A 21,410-nucleotide genomic window follows, 5' to 3' on the forward strand; every position below is an offset into this window, starting at 1 on the left:
GGTTTCATCAAGCCTGGTCGGCGGCCGAAGCCTCGGCAGCTTCGGCCGTTTCGGCCTGGCCGAACGCCTCTTCGCCGGCGGCGGTAGTCATCGTGCCCTTGGCCTCGATGATGGTGTCCGCGACTGCGGCGACGTACAGCTGGATCGCGCGCATCGCGTCATCGTTGCCCGGGATCACGTAGTCCACGCCGTCCGGCGGATTGTTGGAGTCGACCACGGCGACCACCGGGATACCGCGCTTCTTCGCCTCGTTGACCGCGATGCGCTCGTAACCGACGTCGATCACGAACATGGCATCCGGCATGCGGTTCATGTCCTTGATGCCGCCCAGGCTCCGATCGAGCTTGTCCTTCTCGCGACGGCGGGACAGCGCCTCGCGCTTGTTCAGCACGTCGAAGGAGCCGTCGGTGTCCATCGTCTCGAGATCCTTGAGACGCTTGATCGACTGCTTCACGGTGCTGAAATTGGTCAGCATGCCGCCCAGCCAGCGGTGGGTGACGTGGGGCATGCCGCAGCGGCGGGCCTCTTCGGCGACGACGTCGCGCGCGGAGCGCTTGGTGCCGACGAACAGGATCTGGCCACCGTCGGCCGCGACCTTGCCGAGGAAGTTCAACGCGTCGTTGAACATCGGCAGGGTCTTTTCCAGGTTGATGATATGGATCTTGTTGCGCTCGCCGAAGATGTACGGCGCCATCTTGGGATGCCAGTAACGGGTCTGGTGGCCGAAATGGACGCCGGCCTCCAGCATCTGACGCATGGTCACGAGGGACATGAGTGTTCTCCTGTTGTACGGGTTGGGCCTCCACGCATCCCGGCCTGAAACCGGCCCGCTCGCGCGAACCAGCACCCGACAGACCGTGTCGATACGTGTGTGGATTAAGGTTGCAAGTCTCCGCTCAATTGCCAGCGAAGCGCGCGCTTTATAGCATAGAACGCTTATTCGAACCAAGCACGCGCGGCCCGTCATGCCGCGTCCGGAGACCCCATGTCCGTCACCATCAAGACCCCGGAAGAAATCGAGTACATGCGCGTGGCGGGCCGTCTGGCCGCCGAAGTGCTGGAGATGATCGAGCCCCATGTCGTCCCCGGCGTCACCACCGGCGAGCTCGACCGGATCTGCCATGACTACATCGTCAACGAGCAGCAGGCCACGCCCGCACCGCTGAACTATCGCGGGTTCCCCAAATCGGTGTGCACCTCGGTCAACCACGTGGTGTGCCACGGGATCCCCGGGGATCGCACACTCAAGAACGGCGACATCGTCAACATCGACGTCACGGTGATCAAGGACGGGTTCCACGGCGACACCAGCCGCATGTTCACGGTCGGCAAGCCGAGCATCCAGGCGCAGCGGGTAATCGACGTCGCCCGCACCGGCATGTACCTGGGCATCCAGCAGGTGCGCCCCGGCGCGACCCTGGGCGACATCGGCCACGCGATCCAGAGTTACGCCGAGAAGCAGCGCTGCTCGGTGGTGCGCGAGTTCTGCGGCCACGGCATCGGGCGCGGCTTCCACGAGGATCCGCAGGTGCTGCACTACGGCAAGCCCGGGACCGGGATGGTGCTGGAGCCCGGCATGTGCTTCACCATCGAACCCATGGTCAACGCCGGCAAGCGCCACACGAAAGTCCTGGCCGACGGCTGGACCGCGGTCACCAAGGACCGCAGTCCCTCGGCCCAGTGGGAACACACCCTGCTGGTGACCGAGGACGGCTACGAGATCCTGACCCTGCGCAAGGATGAGACCCCGCCGCAGGAAGTGGCCGCCTGACATCCATCCCGACACCGCCCCGGAGGCGCGCATGGCCAACACGGAACCCGCCCTGACCGACAGCAGCGCGGACTACCGGGAGCTCAGCCGCCACCCCGGTGACATCGCGCGGTTCCGCGAATATCGCCGCGGGATCGTGGAACAGCAGTACCGGGGCTTCCATGAAGGGGTGGCGATCGAGGATCTGATCTTCGGCCACGCCCGCCGGATCGACGACCTCCTGCGCCTGATCTGGGCCCAGTTCGGCCTCGCCGCCGATCCGAACCTGTGTCTGGTGGCGGTCGGCGGCTACGGCCGGGGCGAACTGCACCCGGCCTCCGACATCGACATCCAGATCCTGGTGACGGGCGAACATGACGCCACGCGCTCCGAACGCATCGGCGAGTTCGTCACCTTCCTCTGGGACATCGGCATCGAGGTCGGCCACAGCGTACGCAGCATCGAGGACTGCACCCGCGAGGCCCGCGACGACATCACGGTGGTCACCAACCTGATCGAATCGCGCTATTTGAGCGGCAGCCTGACCCTTTTCAACGACTTTCGCGCCGCGATCGAAGCCGATCGCGTATGGGATTCGCGCAGCTTCTATGCCGCCAAGCTGGCCGAACAGCAGGCCCGCCATCGCCGCTTCGGCGAAACCGCCTATCGTCTGGAACCCAACGTCAAGGAAGGCCCCGGCGGACTGCGCGACATCCAGATGATCGGCTGGGTGACCAAGCGCCACTTCGGCGCGGAACGGATCGAGGAGCTGGTCTCGCTCGGCTTTCTGCGCGAGGGCGAGTTCCAGGAAATGGTGGAGGGGCAGAACTTCCTCTGGCGGGTGCGGTTTGCCCTGCACATGCTCACCGGCCGGCGCGAGGACCGCCTGCTGTTCGACCTGCAGCGTCAGCTCGCCAGCACCTTCGGCTTCGTCGACCAGAACCACAACCGGGCGGTCGAGCAGTTCATGCAGCGCTACTTCCGCACGATCAACGACCTGGAGCGCCTGAACGAACTGCTGCTGCAGCATTTCAACGAGGCGATCCTGGATGACCCGGAGCAGCTCCAGCAGCCCGAACGCATCCATCCCCGCTTTCAGGTCCGCGGCGGCTATCTGGAAGTCGCCCACGACCAGGTCTTCATGATCTACCCGCCGGCCCTGCTGGAAGTCTTCCGTATCCTCCAGCAGCACCCGGAGATCCAGGGCATCCGCGCCTCCACGGTGCGCCTGATCCGCGCCCACCGGCACCTGATCGACGGCCACTTCCGCCGCAACCGCCTCAACCGCGAGCTGTTCATGGCGATCCTGCGCGCCCCGCGCGGCATCACCAGCCAGCTGCGGCGGATGAACCGCTACGGCGTGCTGGGCAACTACCTGCCCGCCTTCGGCCGCATCATCGGGCGCATGCAGTACGACCTGTTCCACGTCTACACGGTCGACGAACACACCCTGCACGTGGTGCGCAACGCCCGCCGCCTGGCGCTGCCCGAGTTCGCCCACGAACACCCGCTGGCCAGCGAGATCCACGCCGGCCTGGAACGCCCCGAACGCCTGGTCCTGGCCGCGCTGTTCCACGACATCGCCAAGGGCCGCGGCGGCGATCACTCGGAGCTGGGCGCACAGGACGCGCTGCACTTCTGCCAGCAGCACGGGCTGTCGGACGCGGACGCCGCGCTGGTCGCCTGGCTGGTGCGCTCGCACCTGCTGATGTCCCTGACCGCCCAGCGCCGCGACATCTCCGACCCCGACGTGGTGATGGAATTCGCCCGCGAGGTGCGCTCGCCGGAGCGCCTCGATTTCCTCTATCTGCTGACCATCGCCGACATCCGCGGAACCAACCCGGAGATGTGGAACAGCTGGAAGGATTCCCTGCTGCAGACGCTGTACCACGCTACGCGCAACGTCCTCGACCGCGGGCTCGACCGGCCGCCGGACATGGAGGAACAGATCCGCCAGACCCGCCGCGAGACCCTGGAACTGCTGGCGCCGCAGGGCATTGGCGGGGAAGATGCCGCCGTGCTGTGGGGCCGCCTGGATGACGAATACTTCCTGCGCCATTCGCCCGACGAGATCGCCTGGCACACCCAGGCCCTGCTGAACAACGACCTCGAGGACCTGCCCCTGGTGCTGGTCCGCCCGCGCACCTCGCGCGGCAGCACCGAGGTCTTCGTCTATGCCGAGGACCACCCGCGCCTGTTCGCGCGGACTACCGCCGCCCTCGCCCAGCTCGGGCTGGACATCGTCGACGCCCGCATCATCAGTACCGCCGACGGTCACAGCCTGGACACCTTTCTGGTGCTGGAGAACGCCGGACAGACCGTCGAATCCGGCTACCGCACCCAGGAGATCTGCGCGACCCTCAACCGGGCGCTGCGCGAAGGCGCGGGCGGCGCAGCCCCGGTGCAGCGCCAGCTGCCGCGGCGGCTGAAGCATTTCGACGTCGACACCCGGGTGGAATTCGAGGAAGGTTCGCCGGGCGGTGCCACACGCATGCGCATCCGCGCGCTGGACCGCCCCGGCCTGCTGTCCACCGTCGGCCATGTGCTGGCCGAGCACGACACCGACATCCGCACCGCGCGCATCGCCACCGCCGGGGAACAGGTCGAGGACAGCTTCACCCTCACCGGCAGCGACCGCCGGCCGCTCACCGCGGCCGAACGCGAGCGCCTGCGCGCGGCCCTGCTGGAGGCTATCCGGGAGTCGGAGCCCCCGAGTTCGAATGCGGGCCCGAATGCAGGGGACGCGGGACCGGCATGACTCCCGTGTCCGGGGCTCCCGGCGCGCCCGACTCGCCCAGCAGGCGCGACTCGAAATCCGTCAGCACGCTGAATTCCACCCGCCTTGAGGCCTCGCGATCCTCGCGTCCGCGCTCATCCAGCACCCGGCGCGAGGACGACATGCCGACCGCCGCGACGCGCTCGCGGAACCAGTCCTCGCCGCGCACGCGCTCCAGACCCCAGGCGTATTCCAGCACCGAACGCGTACGCCGCTGACTCAGGTCCATGTTGGCGAAATAGGCCTCGCGCGCGTCTTCCGCCCCGGCCCATTCGCTGGACGTATGGCCCTCGATGCGCACCTCGCGGATGACCCCGGCGAACGGCCGCAGACGCTCGGCATAACGCGGCATGAAATCCTCCAGGATGGCCTCGAAGCGCGGCCGGATCGCCGCCGAACTCTGCTCGAACAGGACCTCCGGCTCGCGGAAGCTGAGCGTCAGATCCTCGCGGTCCAGCTCCGCGTTCCAGCGCTCCAGGTCCTCCTCGAATTCGTCCAGCAACGCGGCGTGGATCGCGTCGCGCAGCGCCAGCGCCTCGCTGCGGGTTTCCTCGTGGGCCGCCTGCGAGCGCTCCACCTGCACCATGTGCAGCACCGCAATGAACAGGAAGATCATCATCAGCGCGGCCATCAGGTCGGCCACCGCCAGCCATTGCGAACCCTGCTCGGAAGGCGTTTCCCCCGCAGCCCGCGCCCGCCGCGCAAACAGCCGCCGCAGGATCACGAGCGCCCCCCGGCGGCCGCCATGCTGCGCCCTTCGGTCGCGGACCAGCGCGCCTGCGCGGCCTGTCCCGCCTCAATCGCGTTCTCCAGGCTCTCCAGCATGCCCTCCAGACGCGCGTCCATCGCCGGGAAGGCCTCGGTCGCACGATCCCGCAGCGCCGCGATGGATCCCAGCAGGGCCTCCAGCTCCACCGTCTCGCGGCGCAGGCTGGACAGCGTCGCATCCTGATCCTCCACGTGCCGCGTGATGCGGAAGGCCTGATCGGTCAGCTTCTCCAGACTGGCGCCGGAGTGCTCTATGCCCTCGCGCGCCTGATCGAACGCCCGCCGCAGTTCCTCCATCTGGTCGCGGTACTGCCCCTGCCATTCCAGCAGGCGACCCACCGAGGCATCCAGGCGGCGGAAGTTCTCGCCGAACTGTTCGCCCAGGCGCGTGTTGAAGTCGCGGATTACCTGCTCCAGCGCCGCCACCAGATGGCCGCTGCTCATCTCGCTCATGCGCTCCGCAAGCCCGTCCAGTGCCTCCAGGGTCTCGCGATGCTGGCGCTGCTGACGCTCCTCCAGGCCGCGGTCCATGGCCTCCAGCCGCTGCGCCACCGCCTGCATCGCATCGCGCTGTTCGCGCAGCAGATCCGGCACCAGGGCCGGGTCCTGCGGCAACCCGTTGCCGCCCGCGGCCCCCGTGCCCCCGGCCGCGTCCGGATCATCCGCGGCGGCGGGCTCGGGCCGCAGCACCTGTAGCAGGCGCAACAGGGCCGCCAGCGCAATGCCAACGATGCTGGTAACGAACGCCAGCTTCAGCCCTTCCAGCAGCGCCGGCACCGAGGCCTCGACCCGCGCCGCATCGAAGTCCAGCAACCCGATCGCCACCCCGAGGAAGGTCCCGAGGATCCCCAGCGTGGTCAGCAGTGCCGGGGCCGCCGCCTGCAGCCGCGTCATCCGGCCCAGCGCCATGCCCGCCAGCGCCAGGCCGGCGAGGACCAGCAGGCCGAGGGAAAACGCTCCGATCACGGTCATCGGCGTCAGCGCCTCCAGCGTCCCCAGCAGGGCGCTCGCCAGTCCGTTCAACCACTGTGTCATGCTTGCTCCTGTCCGGGTGTCGGCGCCCGGGAAACGCCCGCGGCGCCATGGCCATGCCGACTCCCCGGATCAGGAAGCAATATCAGGGCCACCCGTCGCAGGCCCCGCGCGCACGGACGTCGTCCCGACAAACGTCGACCTTCCGACACCGTCGGAGGCGCCCGCGGCTCCATCCCGAGCCCGCACCGTCAACAATCCGTCAGGCCGTGGGACGCCGATCGCCGGCGGACGGCAAAGCGCCGCCAGAAACGCTACCCTGAGGACAGATTTGCCCCGGGAGGGCCCGATGCCAGGCCGCACCAACCTGCCCCTGATCCTGACCCTGGTCCTGCTGCTCGGGAGCATGGCCGCCGCACTCCCCGCCACCGCGCAGACCGCGGAAGAACCCGCGCCGGATGCCGACCCCGTGACCCTCGGCATCCTGCCGTTCGCCAGCCCCGGGACCCTGTTTCAGCGCTATGCACCGTTGCGGGACTGGCTGTCGCAGACCCTCGAACGCGAAGTGCGCATCGAGACCGCACGCAATTTCGAAACCTTCCTCGGGCGAACCGATGCGGGCCGTTACGATCTGGTGCTCACCGGGTCCCACCTGGCCCGGCGCGCCCGCACGCACGGCGACTACCGCCCGCTGGTCGCGGCCACCCACCGCCTCTCCGCGCGGATCGTGACGCCGGTCGATTCCCCGATCGACTCCGTGCAGGACCTGGCCGGGCACACCATCGCCGCCCCGCCGCGCCTGAGCATGGGCACCGTGGCCGTGCGTTATCTGCTGGATCTGCCACTGGCGGACAATCCGCCCGAGTACCTCTATTATTCCCATCACGAGACCGCCCTGGACGCGCTGCAGCGCGGCCTTGCGGATGCTGCGATCATGGTGGTGGATGACGAGGCGGGTTCCGCACGTCCTGAAACGCGTGACCCGGACCGGGAACGCCTGATCTCCCTGCGGGACGGCCAACTGGTGCGCATGCTGATGCGCACGCCGCGCTTCCCGGGTGCGGTCATCCTGGCGCGCGAGGACCGCCTGCCGGCCACCGCTGAGCTGGCCGGACAGCTGATCGCGCTGAGCGACACGCCGGAGGGGCGCGAACGCCTGGGGCGCATCGGCCATCGGGGCTTTAAAGCCTTCGACACGGACGCCATCCCGGACATGATGCCGCTGCCGGATCCGGGCTTTGTCCTTCCCGACAGCGACGACCCGGCGGGTACGGACCACTGAATCCGCCACCACTCGAACCACAACGGGGGACACCATGGACAGCATGCTCGACGACACCGGAAAACTGATCCTGCGCCTCGCGCTGGGGGTCCTCATCCTGCTGCACGGGATCGACAAGATCCTCGGCGGGATCGGCGGCATCGAATCCATGGTCGTGGACGCCGGCCTGCCCGCGTTCGTGGCCTGGGGCGTCTACATCGGCGAAGTCCTGGCCCCGGTGCTGGTGATCCTCGGGCTGTATTCGCGCATCGGCGCGGTGCTGATCGCGATCAACATGGTGGTCGCCATCGCCCTGGCCCATGCCCACGAACTGACCGACCTGACCGCCCACGGCGGCTGGGCCCTGGAACTGCAGGGCATGTTCCTGTTCGCGGCGGTCGCCCTGGCGCTCACCGGCCCCGGGCGCTACTCGGTCAACCGGAGCTGAGACCTCTTGGCGGGCGGCCTGCTCTGCACGCGTGACCGGGCGTGATGCCATGCGCCTGAATTTCGCCGCGCAGATCGCGATCGGCACGGTCGCCATCCAGGCCGTGATGGTCATCGTGCTGATGGCCAGCGGAACCTCGCTTATCCGCGACAACCAGGCCGAGGTGCTGGAACGCTTCGCCGACCAGCAGGGCCGTCTGCTCAGTTCTGCCGTCGGGCCCGGTCTGGCCTACGCCGACCCCGGCATGCTGCAGGAGCTGCTGGACGACCTGGAGCAGGACACGACCCTGCGTTACGCGGTGGTCGAAGACGCGGACGGCCGCCGCATGGCCGACGTGGGTTCGGTGCCCGACAGCCTTCCCGAACACGACGGCCTGCGCCAGCAACCCGGCACCCTGGAAATGGGCATCCCGGTGGATCTGGCCGGGCAGCACCTCGGGACGATCCACGTCGAGTACTCCACCGACGATATCGACGCCCTCGCCACCGACCTGCTGCACCGCAACATCGCCCTGGCCCTGGGCGTGCTGGCCCTGTCCATGGCCGCGGGGACCCTCTTCGCGCTGATCGTGACCCGCCGGCTGCGGCTGCTCAACCTGGGCGGCCAGGCCCTGCAGCGCGGCAATCTCGAATATCGCCTGAAGGTCACCTCCAACGACGAATTCGGCGATCTCGCCCGCACGTTCAACAACGTCGCCGCCCATCTGGAAAACACCCAGAGCGAGATCCAGCAGCAGAACCTCCGGCTCAACCGTTCGGTGGCGCGCCTGGAGTCCATGCTGGGCGGCGCCGACGCCATCCTGTGGGAATCGCACCCGGATACCGGATACTGGGAGTTCGTCGCCGGCGACACCCGCGAACTGCTGGGCTACCCGGTCGAGCGCCTGGCCCGGCCGGGGCTGCGGGTCCGCCGCATCCATCCGGAGGACCTGCCCCGCGTCCGGGAGGCCACGCGCGACCCCGCGGAACGGCCGCGGCCGGTGGACTACCGCTTCCGCCACCGCAACGGCCACTGGATGTGGCTGCGCGACATCCTGTCCTGGGCGGCCGACGACCGCGGCGAGCCGGTACTGCGCGGCCTGACCCTCAACATCACCGCCCATCGCCAGGCCGCCGACGCCCTGCACGAGACCGAGTCGCGCTACGAGGAGGTCGTCAACAACATCTCGGAGGTGATCTTCCGCACCGACGCCGAGGGCCGCTGGACCCTGCTCAACCCCGCCTGGGAGAAGCTGACCGGCTTCAGTTTGGACGAGAGCCTCGGCCGCAGCCTGTGCGAATTCGTGGCCACCGAGGACCAAGCGGAGGCCGACCAGGTCTGCCGCACCCTGATGCAGGGCGAGCAGGACCGCGACTTTGCCGAAGAGATCCGCCTGCGCACCCGCGAAGGCAATGCCCGCTGGGTCAGCGTGTTCGCCAGCACCCGGCGCGACGAACGTGGTCGCGTGATCGCGCTGTTCGGCACCATCATGGACATCAGCGACCGCAAGCGGGCGGAAGAAGAAGTGCGGCGCCTCGCGTTCTTCGACAACCTCACCCACCTGCCGAACCGCACGCTGCTGCACGACCGTCTGCGTCAGTCCCTGGCGCATGCGCACCGGACCGGCCTGCACGGCGCGGCGCTGTTCCTCGACCTCGACAACTTCAAGGACATCAACGACACCCTCGGCCACGCGGTGGGCGACGAACTGCTGCAGCAGGTCGCCGCCCGGCTGAGCACCATCACCCGCGAGGCCGACACGCTGGCACGCCTGGGCGGCGACGAATTCGTCCTCGTGCTCAACGACCTCAACGCCGACCAGGATCGCGCCGCCACCCAGGCCGAGGCGGTGGGGCGCAAGCTGATCGAGCTGATGCGCGAGCCGTTCCCGATCGGCGGCCAGGACCGCCACGTGAGCCCCAGCATCGGCGCGACCCTGTTCAGCGGCGACCACCTCGGCGTGCAGGAAGTGCTCAAGCAGGCGGACCTGGCGATGTACCGGGCCAAGAACGCCGGGCGCAACACCGTGCGCTTCTACGACCCCGAGCTGCACCGCGCGGTGGAAGCCCGTTTCCAGCTCGAGACCGAGCTGCGGGAAGCCCTGCGCAGAGACGAGTTCGAGGTCCACTGCCAGCTGCAGGTCAACAGCGACGACCGCCCGGTCGGGGCCGAACTCCTGCTGCGCTGGGCGCACCCGGAACGCGGCTGGGTCTCGCCGGGCGAATTCATCCCGGTCGCGGAGCAGACCGGGCTGATCGTACCCATCGGCCAGCGCGTCCTGGAGGAGGCCTGCCGGCGGCTGGCGCAGTGGAAACACGACCCCGCCCTGCGCGACCTGACCCTGTCGGTGAACGTGAGCGCGCGCCAGTTCCGCCACGGTACGTTCGTCGCCGAACTCGCCGGCCTGCTGGAGGCCACCGGCGCGCCGGGCCACCGGCTGAAGCTCGAGATCACCGAGAGCATGCTGCTGGAAGACATCGACCACGCGATCGACAACATGCAGCGGCTGCGCGAGCTGGGCATCGGCTTCGCCCTGGACGACTTCGGCACCGGCTACTCGTCGCTGGCCTATCTCAAGCAACTGCCGCTGTCCCAGCTCAAGATCGACCAGTCCTTCGTGCGCGACGTCCTCGACGACCCCAATGACGCCGCCATCGCCGAGATGGTGGTCAACCTCGCCCACACCCTCCGTCTGGACGTGATCGCCGAAGGCGTGGAGACCGAAGACCAGCGCGCGTTCCTGATGCACCTGGGCTGCTGGCACTTCCAGGGCTTTCTGTACGGCCGTCCCGCAACCATCGAAACCGTCGAGGCCCTCGCCGGCACCGGCGAGCCGCTGGCCCCGGACTCCGGCGAAAACGATTCGTAAAAATCGAACAATCAATCGCCAAAATGGCGATTTTCATTCGGCTGGTCAGGATCTAACCTTGGGGAAATATCCCCCCAAGAAAGGACCCGCCATGACCACCCGAGTACTCGTGCTGTACTACTCCACCTGGGGCCACATCGAGCAGATGGCCGAAGCCGAGGCGCGTGGCGCCCGCGGCGTCGCCGACACCGAGGTCACCATCAAGCGCGTGCCCGAACTGATGCCCGAGGATGTCGCCCGCAATGCCGGCGCCCGGCTCGACCAGCCGGCCGAAATCGCCCGCCCCGAGGAGCTGGCCGACTACGACGCCATCATCATCGGCACACCCACCCGCTACGGGCGCATGGCCGCACAGATGGCGAACTTCCTGGATCAGACCGGCTCGCTGTGGTTCAACGACCGCCTGGTGGGCAAGATCGGCAGCGTGTTCGGCTCCACCGCCAGCCAGCACGGCGGCCAGGAGACCACCCTGGTCTCCACCATCGTGAACCTGATGCACTTCGGCATGACCATCGTCGGCCTGCCGTACACCGAAAAGCGCCTGCTGGAAATGGGCCAGATCAGCGGCGGGACGCCCTACGGCGCCACCACCCTGGCCGACGGCGACGGCAGCCGCCAGCCCACCGAGGCCGAACTCGGCATGGCCGAATCCCAGGGCCGCCACGTCGCCGAAGTCGCCCGCGCCCAGAAACTGGGCCAGTCCGCCGGCTGACCCCCCTCTGGCCGACCCGGCACCAGAACCCGGCCCCATCGGCCGGAGGGCCGGCCTCCTACCGGGGCCGGAGTCGCCCCGCAGGAGGCCAGCCCCCTGGCCGACCGGGCACCAGACCCGGCCCGCCCCGCAGGAGGCCACCCCCCTGGCCGATCCGATCCGGCACCAGACCGGGCCCGACCGGTAGGAGGCCAGCCCCCTGGCCGATCGAGCCCCGACAACCCACCAGGTCCGGATCGGCCGGAGGGCCGGCCTCCTACACCACGCGGCTGTATTTCACCGGGGCGGCCTCCGGCCGGTCCAGCCACGCATCGAAGGCCATGGCCACGTTGCGCAGCAGCATGCGCCCGCGCGGGAGCACGTCGAGCTCGCGCTCGCCCACGCGCACCAGTTCGTCCTGTTCCATCTCGGCCAGCCGTTCCAGCTCGGCGGAGAAATAGTCGCGGAAATCAATCCCGTGGCGGGCCTCCACCCGGCCGAAATCCAGATGCGAATGACACATGATGTCGGTGATCACCTCGCGTCGCAGACGGTCGTCATCCGACAGCACGATGCCGCGGAACACCGGCAGGCGCCCGGCATCCAGGCGCGCGTAGTACTGCTCCAGCTCGCGCACGTTCTGACTGTAGGTATCGCCGATACGCCCGATCGCGGTCGGCCCCATCGCCACCAGGTCGCAGTCGGCACGCGTGGAGTAGCCCTGGAAATTGCGCTGCAGCGTGCCGGCGCGCTGGGCGCGGGCCAGCTCGTCGTCCGGCAGGGCAAAATGATCCATGCCGATGTACACATAACCGGCATCGGTCAGCATGCCGATGGTCGTCTCCAGGATCGCCAGCTTCTCCGCCGCCGAGGGCAGCTCGTCTTCGTTGATCTGGCGCTGCACCTTGAAGCGCTCCGGCAGATGCGCGTAGTTGTAGATCGCCAGCCGCTCCGGCCGCAGCTCGAGGGTTTGCTCCAGGGTCCGCCGCGTGGTCTCCACCGTCTGCTTCGGCAGCCCGTAGATCAGGTCGACGTTGGTCGAGCCGAAGCCGCAGGCCCGCGCCTGTTCGATCGCCCCGGCGGTCACCTCGAACGGCTGGACGCGGTTGACCGCCTGCTGCACGTCCGGATCGAAGTCCTGCACCCCCAGGCTGATGCGGTTGAAACCGCGCTCGGCCAGCAGCGGCAACGTGCCCTCGCGCAGCGCCCGCGGGTCGATCTCGATGGAGAACTCGCGCTCCGGCCCGTCCGCCAGGTTGAAGTTGCGACCCAGCGAATCCATCACCCGATCCAGATCGGCATCGCTCAGGTAGGTGGGCGTGCCACCACCGAAATGCAGCTGTTCCACCGGGCGTTCCGGGTGGAACAGCCGCCCCTGCAGCGCGATTTCCTGATCCAGATAGTCCAGATAGCTGCGCGCGCGCTCGTAATTGCCGGTCACCACCTTGTTGCAGGCGCAGTAGAAACACACCGTGTCGCAGAACGGCACGTGCACATACAGCGACAGCGGACGCGTGACGCCATCGGCCTGCGAACGCTCGGCCTGTACCGCATAGGTGGTATCGTCGAACCCCTCGTGGAACTGCGGCGCGGTGGGATAGGACGTGTAGCGCGGGCCACTGACGTCGTAGCGTTGCAGCATCTCGCGGTCGAAGATCAGGCTCTGTTCCATCGGGGACTCCTGTGGGCGGACCAGCCCATGATACCCCCGGGCCGCACCCCGGGGCTTGAGGCAGGTCACCCAACCCGCCTTATGCTAGCCTCTGCGCGCACATCCGGCCCGGCCCCGAGAAACCATGTCACCCGACGAATACTGCGAAGAAAAGGCCGCAAAGAGCGGCTCCTCGTTCTACTACGCCTTCCGTTTCCTCGAAGACGACCGCCGTCGCGCGATCACCGCGCTGTACGCCTTCTGCCGCGAGGTGGACGACGTGGTCGACGAGACCAGCGAGGAGGCCGTGGCCCGCGCCAAGCTGGACTGGTGGCGCGGCGAGATCGAACGGCTGTACGACGGCGACCCGCAGCACCCCATCACCCGCGCGCTGCAGCCGCATCTGGCCCCCTTTGACCTGGGCCGCGAGTACTTCGACGAGATCATCGACGGCATGCAGATGGATCTCGACTACGACAGCTACCCCGATTTCACCACGCTGTCGCTGTACTGCTACCGCGTAGCCAGCGTGGTCGGGATCCTCTCCGCGCACATTTTCGGCTTCACCGAGCGCGGCACGCTCAAGTACGCCCACGACCTCGGCATGGCCCTGCAGCTGACCAACATCCTGCGTGACGTCCACGAGGACGCGATGCGCGGGCGGGTGTACATCCCGATGGACGAGCTGCAGAAACACGGCGTGCGCCCGGAGGAGTTCCAGCGCAACCTCACCGACGACCGCCACCGCGCGCTGTTCGCGGAGCAGGCCGAACGCGCCCGGCGCTATTACGACAAGGCCGAAGCCGAACTGCCGGCCGCGGACCGCTACGCCCAGCGCCCGGGCCTGATCATGGCCGCGATCTACCGCCGCCTGCTGGACGAGATCGCCGATGACGGCTACCGCGTGCTGGAACACCGGGTGCACCTGACCCCGCTGCGCAAGCTGTGGATCGCCTGGCGCACCTACCGCCGCCTGCGCCGCGAACGCCGGCGCGGCTGAATTCCCATGTCCGTCGCGCCCGACGCCCGTCCGGTGGCGGTGGTCGGGGCCGGCTGGGCCGGCCTCACCGCCGCGCTCGCGCTGGCGCGCGCCGGCCACCCGGTGCACCTGCTGGACAGCGCAGCGGTGGCCGGCGGCCGCGCCCGCAGCCTGACCCTGGACGGGACTACACTGGACAACGGCCAGCACATCCTGGTGGGCGCCTGCGAAGCGGCGCTGGCACAGATCCGCTCGGTGGGCGTCGACCCGGAGCAGGCCTTCCACGCCCTGCCCTTCGGTCTGGAACTGCGTGCCGCCGACGGCACCGAGGCCCTGCGCCTAAATCCCGCCTCACCGCGCCTGCCGGCGCTGGGCCGCGCGCTGTACGCCGCCCTGAAAACCGAACCGCTGGGCGTACGGCTGCGCGCCACCCTGGGTGCGGTCGGCCTGCTGCACGGCCCGCTGCATCAGGACCGACCGGTGCGCGCCTGGCTGCAGTACCACCACCAGCCGCCCGCGCTGATCGAACGCCTGTGGGAGCCGCTGTGCCTGGCGATCATGAACACCCCGCTGCGCAGCGCCTCGGCGCGGGTGTTCCGCGAGGTGCTGCGTGAGGCCCTGACCCACGGCCCGGAGGCGGCTCGCCTGCTGCTGCCGGCGCAGCCGCTGGGGGCGATCTACCCGGAACCGGCGGTCGCCGAACTGCGCCAGCACGGCGCCACGATCGACCTCGGGCGACGCGTCCGGCGGATCACGGCACGCGGGGCACCCGGGGCACCCGACCCGACCGGTTCGGGGGCATCGCCGGTCACGCTGGAGGATCGCGGGGGCCAACGCATCGAGGCACGTGCCGTGATCCTGGCCACCACCCCGGCGGCGGCCGCCGGGCTGCTCCCGCCCGACGAGGATCTGGACGACACCCGCGACCGCATCAACGAACTGGGTGCGCGCAGCATCTGCACCGTATACCTGCGTTATCCGCACCCGCTCCCGGCGGAACTGCCGCCGCTGCTCGGCCTGCTGGGGCAGTATGGCCAGTGGGCGGTGCCGCGCCGGGTCGCCGGGCATCCGGAATGGGTGGCCGTGGTTACCTCGGCCGCCGACGATGCCGCACCGATGGACGCCGACACCCGCTGCGCGACGGTGGCCGACGAACTCGCACGCTGCGTGCCCGGACTGGACACCCCGGTCGCGCGTCACGCGGTCTGCGAACGCCGCGCCACCTTCGACGCGCGCTGCGGGGTCGACGCCCGCCGCCCACAGCCACGCACGCCCCGCCCGGGCGTGGTCCTGGCCGGGGACTATCTGATCCCCGGCCTGCCATCCACCCTCGAAGCCGCGGTGCGCTCCGGTTTAGAATCGGCGCATCTGCTCATGGAGGACCTCTCTTGACCGACACCCCGCTCGACATCCCGAAGCTGATCGACTATCGGCCCGAACCCGGCGCCTTTGCCGACCGCGTGATCCTGGTGACCGGCGCGGCCGACGGCATCGGGCGCCAGGTCGCCGAGGCCTGCGCCGCCGCCGGTGCCGTGGTGGTCCTGCTGGACAAGGACATCAAGGGCCTGGAGCGCGTGTACGATGCCATCGAGGCCGCCGGGCACCCGCAGCCGGCGATCTACCCGCTCAACCACGAGGGGGCCACGGTCAAGGATTACGGCGAGATGGCCGAGAGCATCCGCGACTCGCTCGGCCGGCTCGACGGCGTGGTCCTCAATGCCGGGTGGGCCGGCACCCTCACCCCGCTGAAGCAGTACGACCCGGAACTGTGGTTCAAGGTCGTCAACGCCAACCTGAACGGGCCGTTCTTCCTGGTGCAGGCCGTCATTCCGCTGCTGGAAGCCAGCCCGATCGGCAGTCTGGTGATCTCCACCCAGGACGCCAGCCGCGCCTACTGGGGCGCCTTCGGCATGGCCAAGGCGGCGCAGGACAGCCTGCTGGAGATCCTGCACCGCGAACACCGTCACGAAGGCGGCTTCATCCACGTCAACGGCGTGGACACCGGCCCGGTGCGCACCCGCTTCCGCCGCGCGCACTACCCCGGCGAAGACCCGGCCAGCCTGCCGGCGCCCGAGGACACCGTGGGCCCGTATCTCTACTTCCTCGACCCCGGCGACCCGGCCGTCACCGGCCACAACCTGCGCCTCGAAGGCCACCTCCCGATCCGCCCCCTGCCCCCGGATTACGACGGCTGATTCCGGCCCCGATCGGCCGGGGGGCCGGCCTCCTACCGCTCCCCAACCCGCCCGTAGGAGGCCAGCCCCCTGGCCGATCCGGCACCAGACCCGGCCCGTAGGAGGCCAGCCCCCTGGCCGATCCGGCACCAGACCCGGCCCGTGGGAGGCCAGCCCCCTGGCCGATCCGGCACCAGACCCGGCCCGTGGGAGGCCAGCCCCCTGGCCGATCCGGCATCAGACCTGGCCCGCTCGGCCGGAGGGCCGGCCTCCTACCGTTTGCCCGGCCCCTTCTTCGGGCCGCCCTTGCGGCCCGGCTTGCGGCCGGTCGGGGCCGGCCGTGCAGCCTTCTCCACGCCCAGGTGCTGGGTACGCACCTCGCCGCCGCGCTGCCGGAGCGCCTTGCCGCCGCGGGTCACGCGCCCGCCGGCGGCCGGTCGCGCCCCGCCGCCCTTGCTGCCCCCCTTGCCCCCGGTACCCGCCGGCTGCCAGGTGGGGATCAGGTGATGCTTGCCGTTGCCGATCAGGTCGCGCCGGCCCATGCGCTTGAGCGCATCACGCAGCAACGGCCAGTTATCCGGGTCGTGATAGCGCAAAAACGCCTTGTGCAGCCGCCGCGCCCGCGCCCCGCGGGCCACGGAAAGCCGTGAATCCGCCCTGCGCCGCACGCCCCGCAGCGGGTTGCGCCCGGTGTGCCACATCGCGGTGGCCAGGGCCATGGGACTGGGCAGGAAGGCCTGCACCTGGTCGGCGCGGAAGCCATTGCGCTTGAGCCACAGCGCGAGGTTCAGCATGTCCTCGTCGGTAGTGCCCGGATGCGCGGCAATGAAATACGGGATCAGGTACTGCTCCTTGCCCGCCGCCTTCGAGTACTTCTCGAACATCGCCTTGAAGCGGTCGTAGGTACCCATCCCCGGCTTCATCATGTGACCGAGCGGGCCCTCCTCGGTGTGCTCCGGGGCGATCTTCAGATACCCGCCGACATGGTGCGTCACCAGCTCCTTCACGTATTCCGGCGACTCGATCGCCAGGTCGTAGCGCAGGCCCGAGGCGATCAGCACCTTCTTCACCCCCGGCAGCTCGCGCGCCTTGCGATACAGGCGGATCAGCGGGGCATGGTCGGTGTTCAGATTGGAGCAGATCCCGGGATACACGCAGGACAGGCGCCGGCAGTTCTTCTCGATCTCCGGATCCTTGCAGGCCAGGCGGTACATGTTCGCGGTGGGCCCGCCCAGATCCGAGACCACGCCGGTAAAGCCCTCCACGCGATCGCGCATCTCCTCGATCTCGCGCAGGATGCTGTCCTCCGAGCGGCTCTGGATGATGCGCCCCTCGTGCTCGGTGATGGAACAGAAGGTGCAGCCGCCAAAGCAGCCGCGCATGATGTTCACCGAGAAGCGGATCATCTCCCAGGCCGGGATGCGCGCATCGCCGTAGGACGGATGCGGGGCCCGCGCATAGGGCAGATCGAACACCGCGTCCATCTCCGGGGTCGACAGCGGCACCGGCGGCGGGTTGAGCCACAGCTCCTTGTCGCCGTGGCGCTGCACCAGCGCCCGCGCGTTGCCCGGGTTGGTCTCCAGGTGCATCACCCGCGAGGCATGGGCGTACAGCACCGCGTCGCCCTTCACCTGCTCGAAGGCCGGCAGGCGGATCACCGTGCGGCTGCGCGGCGTGCCCTTCGGGATCTCGCGGTGGAAGCGCACGACCTGCGCTTCGGCATCGCCCCCGGATCCGGGTTGCGTGCCGGATTCCTGCCCGCTCGCGCAGGCCTGCGCCGAGGTCTCCGCATAGGGATCCGGGTTCGCATCCACCGGCCCCGGGGTATCCACTTCGGAGGAATCCAGCACCACGTGATCGCCCGGCACCCGGTCACGCAGGAACGCGGTGCCGCGCAGATCGTTGATCTCGCGCGGATGCTCGCCCCCGGCCACGCGATGCGCCAGCTCCACCAGCGCGCGCTCGGCGTTGCCGAACAGCAGGATGTCCGCGCGCGAATCCAGCAGCACCGAGCGGCGCACCTTGTCCTGCCAGTAGTCGTAATGGGCGATGCGCCGCAGGCTCGCCTCGATCCCGCCGATCACCACCGGCACGTCGCGGAAGGCCTCGCGCACCCGCTGGCTGTACACGATCACCGCGCGGTCGGGGCGCCTGCCATGCACGTCGCCGGGGGTATAGGCGTCGTTGGAGCGCTTCTTCCGTTCCGCGGTGTAGTGGTTGACCATCGAGTCCATGTTCCCGGCGGTCACGCCGAAGAACAGGTTCGGCCGCCCCAGCGCGCGGAACGCCTCGGCCGAGGTCCAGTCGGGCTGGGCGATGATGCCGACGCGAAAGCCCTGCGCCTCCAGCAGGCGGCCGATGATGGCCATGCCGAAGCTGGGATGGTCGACATAGGCATCCCCGGTGACCAGCACGATGTCGCAGGAATCCCAGCCGAGCTGGTCCATCTCCTCGCGCGTGGTCGGCAGGAACGGCGCCGTGCCGAAGCGTTTGGCCCAGTACGGACGGCGGTCGAACAGACCGGGCACGGTCTCGTCGGCGATAACGGGTACGGATGCGGACATGCGGCCTCGTTCCGGGGATTCCGGAGCACTGCGATCGGGTAATCGCGTATTACACGCGCGCGCGGCCCGGGCTTCAACCCGGACCCGCGCGCGGCAGGGGCTTCAGACGTGCTGCGCGTCGCGCACGCCGGCGTACTGCACCCCGGCCAGACGGGCCAGATCGCGATCGAAGGTCGACAGATCGTTGGGGCCGAAATCCTCCAGCCGCGCATGACCGCAGGCCCGCGCCAGCACCCGCGCCAGTTCGGTGCCATCGGTCAGGAACCGGCCCAGACGCGCCGCCCCGGTCTCCACATCCAGGCGCGCACGCAGCCGCGGATCCTGGGTGGCCACGCCGGTCGGGCACTGGTTGGTGTGGCAGATGCGCGCCCCCACACAGCCGATCGCCTGCAGCGCGGCGTTGCCCAGGGCCACGCCGTCGGCGCCCAGCGCCAGGGCCTTGACCCAGTCCGCCGGGGTGCGCAGCCCGCCGGTCACCAGCAGCGTCACGCGGCCCGAGGCCCCGGTGGCATCCATGTGCCGGCGTGCACGCGCCACCGCCGGGATGGTTGGCACCCCCATGTGGTCGCGCAGCAGCGCCGGCGCGGCGCCGGTGCCCCCGCCGCGACCATCGAGGATGATGTAGTCGGCACCGGCCTCCAGGGCAAAATCGATGTCCGCCTCGATGTGATGCGCGGCCAGCTTGAAACCCACAGGGATCCCCCCGGAGCGCTGCCGCACATCATCAGCGAAGCGACGGAAATCCTCCGGCGTGCGCAGCCCCGGATCGGCGGGTGGCGACACCGCGTCCCGTCCGGCCTCGATCCCGCGTGCCTGCGCGATCTCGTCGGAAACCTTGCACCCGGGCAGCACGCCGCCCACGCCGGTCTTGGCCGCCTGCCCCGCCTTGAAATGGAAGGCCTGCACGCGTTCGGGCACGGAATCGTCGTAACCGAAATGCGCCGGCCCCAGCTCGAACAGATAGCGCGACGCCACCTCCGTCTCCTCCGGCAGCATCCCGCCCTCGCCGGAACATACCCCGGTACCGGCCTGTTCCGCGCCCCGCGCCAGCGCCATCCGCGCCTCGCGCGACAGCGACCCGTAGCTCATGTCGGTCACCAGCCAGGGCATGGACAGCCGCAGCGGCCGCTGCGCCTGCGGCCCGATCACCAGCTCGGTGGCCACCTCGGCGCCGGCCTCCAGCGGCCGACTGGACAGCTGGGCCGCCAGCAGCTGCAGCGCATCCCAGGTCGGCAGCTCGTCGCGCGGCACGCCCATCGCCACCGTGGGCCCGTGCGCACCCAGCCCTTCCAGGCCGTCGCGCGCCAGGGCATGGATGAACTCGACATGCGGCTCGGTCGCGGTCGCGCGCGGGTCGGGCGGTGCGTCGGACCCGCCGGCCCCGTCGCCCGCATCGTTCCCGGCGTTCCCGCCCGGCTCCGACGCGGGTTCCGGCGCCTCCCCGACCTGCGCGTCCAGTCCGGCGTGCGTGCCATCACAATAGGGCAGATTGCCCGACTGCTTGCACTGGCAGAGGAACGCCTCGCCATCCTCCTGCGCGGTAAACGCCAGCGGGCCCAGGCCCGTCCCCGCGTGGGAACCGTCACAGAACGGCTGGTTCGCCGAACGCCCGCAGCGGCAGAAGTAGTACTCCTTCCCCTTCTCCAGCTCCACGCCACGCGGTTCCAGTGCCGCAATCACGGGTCGGCTCATCGTGTCCTCCTGTCGGGTGCCGTCTCACCCGACATGAACCCACAAACCCGCACCCCGGCGCAAACCGCCCGGCCCGGCCGCCCCGTCTGGGCGCAATGACGCCCGCGGGCGTATCATGAGCGATCGTGCCATCTGCCCCCGGGAGCCCCGCATGAACCAGGTCGACCACCGCAACACCCGCCGCGACTACACCCGCGCCGAGCTGCGCCGCAGCGACCTGACCGCGGAGCCCGCACAGCTGCTGGCCCGCTGGCTGGAAGAAGCGCGCGAGGCCGGCAACCCCGATCCCACCGCCATGACCCTGGCCACCGCCGACGCCGACGGCCAGCCCTCGGCGCGCATCGTCCTCTTCAAGCATTTCGAGGGCGAAGGCCTTTGCTGGTACACCGACTCGCGCAGCCACAAGGGCCGCGACCTCGCCGAGAACCCCCGCGCCGCGCTGCTGTTCTACTGGCCCGAGACCGAACGCCAGATCCGCGTCGAGGGCAGCGTCAGCGCCCTGCCCGCCGAGCTCGCGGACGACTACTTCACCCAGCGGCCCGGCGGCAGCCGGCTGGCCGCCGCCGCCTCCCTGCAGAGCCAGCCGGTGGATGACCGCGCCACCCTGGAGCAGCGCGTGAAGGACCTGGAACAGCAGTACCCCGACGGCAACGTCCCCCGCGACCCGGCCTGGATCGGCTACCGCCTCGCGCCCGAGCTCTTCGAATTCTGGCAGGGCCGCGCCAGTCGCCTGCACGACCGCTTCACCTACCATCACAACGGCGAACACTGGGAAATCACCCGCCTGATGCCCTGAACCGGTGCTCCTGAAGCGCGCCATGCAGACGGCCCCCATG

The 21,410-nt window shown here is 69.5% G+C and carries 16 protein-coding genes; 10 read left to right on the plus strand and 6 right to left on the minus strand.

Translation table 11 applies throughout. From position 1 onward, the window contains the following. Positions 1–7 precede the first annotated feature (7 nt). The gene (gene rpsB / locus C998_RS0110025) at positions 8–772 is read right to left on the minus strand and encodes a 30S ribosomal protein S2 (protein ID WP_018870733.1); all 765 of its coding nucleotides are present in this window, start codon (positions 770–772) and stop codon (positions 8–10) included. Between the two features lie 213 nt (positions 773–985). On the opposite strand from rpsB, the gene map reads away from it, so the two are divergent. Then, positions 986–1,771, plus strand: coding sequence for a type I methionyl aminopeptidase (map, locus tag C998_RS0110030; RefSeq protein ID WP_018870734.1), 786 nt, complete (start codon positions 986–988; stop codon positions 1,769–1,771). Positions 1,772–1,802: 31 nt separating this feature from the next. Then, positions 1,803–4,508 carry a [protein-PII] uridylyltransferase gene (gene glnD / locus C998_RS0110035; protein WP_018870735.1) on the plus strand — a complete coding sequence of 902 codons (2,706 nt, stop codon included), beginning with the start codon at positions 1,803–1,805 and terminating at the stop codon, positions 4,506–4,508. On the opposite strand, the gene C998_RS0110040 is transcribed toward glnD, so the two are convergent. Together C998_RS0110040 and C998_RS0110045 are read right to left on the minus strand one after the other, a co-directional pair. Next, complete coding sequence (locus tag C998_RS0110040) at positions 4,441–5,250, minus strand: OmpA family protein (RefSeq protein ID WP_018870736.1); 810 nt, start codon at positions 5,248–5,250, stop codon at positions 4,441–4,443. The genes glnD and C998_RS0110040 overlap by 68 nt on opposite strands. Then, the gene (locus C998_RS0110045) at positions 5,247–6,329 is read right to left on the minus strand and encodes a hypothetical protein (RefSeq protein WP_018870737.1); all 1,083 of its coding nucleotides are present in this window, start codon (positions 6,327–6,329) and stop codon (positions 5,247–5,249) included. Before C998_RS0110045 ends, C998_RS0110040 begins: the two co-directional genes overlap by 4 nt. Before the next feature lie 286 nt (positions 6,330–6,615). On the opposite strand from C998_RS0110045, the gene C998_RS0110050 reads away from it, so the two are divergent. From C998_RS0110050 to wrbA, 4 genes are all read left to right on the plus strand, one after another. Continuing rightward, entirely contained in the window at positions 6,616–7,548 is a 933-nt protein-coding gene (locus C998_RS0110050) for a phosphate/phosphite/phosphonate ABC transporter substrate-binding protein (protein ID WP_018870738.1), read from the plus strand. Positions 7,549–7,582: 34 nt separating this feature from the next. Next, the gene (locus C998_RS0110055) at positions 7,583–7,975 is read left to right on the plus strand and encodes a DoxX family protein (protein WP_018870739.1); all 393 of its coding nucleotides are present in this window, start codon (positions 7,583–7,585) and stop codon (positions 7,973–7,975) included. 49 nt (positions 7,976–8,024) lie between these two features. After that, a complete protein-coding gene (locus C998_RS0110060) occupies positions 8,025–10,823 on the plus strand; it encodes an EAL domain-containing protein (RefSeq protein WP_018870740.1) in 2,799 nt (932 codons plus the stop codon). Positions 10,824–10,914: 91 nt separating this feature from the next. Continuing rightward, positions 10,915–11,535, plus strand: a complete 621-nt coding sequence (wrbA, locus tag C998_RS0110065; RefSeq protein ID WP_018870741.1) for an NAD(P)H:quinone oxidoreductase — start codon at positions 10,915–10,917, stop codon at positions 11,533–11,535. Between the two features lie 256 nt (positions 11,536–11,791). Here the strand turns inward: wrbA and hemN are convergent, their stop codons facing one another. Beyond that, positions 11,792–13,186, minus strand: coding sequence for an oxygen-independent coproporphyrinogen III oxidase (hemN, locus tag C998_RS0110070; RefSeq protein WP_018870742.1), 1,395 nt, complete (start codon positions 13,184–13,186; stop codon positions 11,792–11,794). 124 nt (positions 13,187–13,310) lie between these two features. On the opposite strand from hemN, the gene hpnD reads away from it, so the two are divergent. The 3 genes from hpnD to C998_RS0110085 are packed head-to-tail and all read left to right on the plus strand — an operon-like array spanning position 13,311 to position 16,339. Then, positions 13,311–14,165, plus strand: a complete 855-nt coding sequence (gene hpnD / locus C998_RS0110075) for a presqualene diphosphate synthase HpnD (RefSeq protein WP_018870743.1) — start codon at positions 13,311–13,313, stop codon at positions 14,163–14,165. A gap of 6 nt (positions 14,166–14,171) precedes the next feature. Then, the gene (gene hpnE, locus C998_RS0110080) at positions 14,172–15,536 is read left to right on the plus strand and encodes a hydroxysqualene dehydroxylase HpnE (protein WP_018870744.1); all 1,365 of its coding nucleotides are present in this window, start codon (positions 14,172–14,174) and stop codon (positions 15,534–15,536) included. Beyond that, the gene (locus C998_RS0110085) at positions 15,533–16,339 is read left to right on the plus strand and encodes an SDR family NAD(P)-dependent oxidoreductase (protein WP_018870745.1); all 807 of its coding nucleotides are present in this window, start codon (positions 15,533–15,535) and stop codon (positions 16,337–16,339) included. The genes hpnE and C998_RS0110085 overlap by 4 nt, the downstream gene beginning before the upstream one ends. 251 nt (positions 16,340–16,590) lie before the next feature. On the opposite strand, the gene C998_RS0110090 is transcribed toward C998_RS0110085, so the two are convergent. Continuing rightward, positions 16,591–18,882: a YgiQ family radical SAM protein gene (locus C998_RS0110090; protein WP_018870746.1), complete on the minus strand. Its 2,292-nt coding sequence runs from the start codon at positions 18,880–18,882 to the stop codon at positions 16,591–16,593. Between the two features lie 102 nt (positions 18,883–18,984). Further along, on the minus strand, positions 18,985–20,574 hold the full coding sequence (locus tag C998_RS0110095) for a glutamate synthase-related protein (protein ID WP_018870747.1): 1,590 nt from the start codon (positions 20,572–20,574) through the stop codon (positions 18,985–18,987). Positions 20,575–20,725: 151 nt separating this feature from the next. Between C998_RS0110095 and pdxH the strand changes: the two genes are divergently transcribed. Further along, positions 20,726–21,370 carry a pyridoxamine 5'-phosphate oxidase gene (gene pdxH, locus C998_RS0110100; RefSeq protein ID WP_018870748.1) on the plus strand — a complete coding sequence of 215 codons (645 nt, stop codon included), beginning with the start codon at positions 20,726–20,728 and terminating at the stop codon, positions 21,368–21,370. Positions 21,371–21,410 lie beyond the last annotated feature (40 nt).

The organism is Thioalkalivibrio sp. ALgr3, from assembly GCF_000377325.1.
Lineage (GTDB): Bacteria > Pseudomonadota > Gammaproteobacteria > Ectothiorhodospirales > Ectothiorhodospiraceae > Thioalkalivibrio.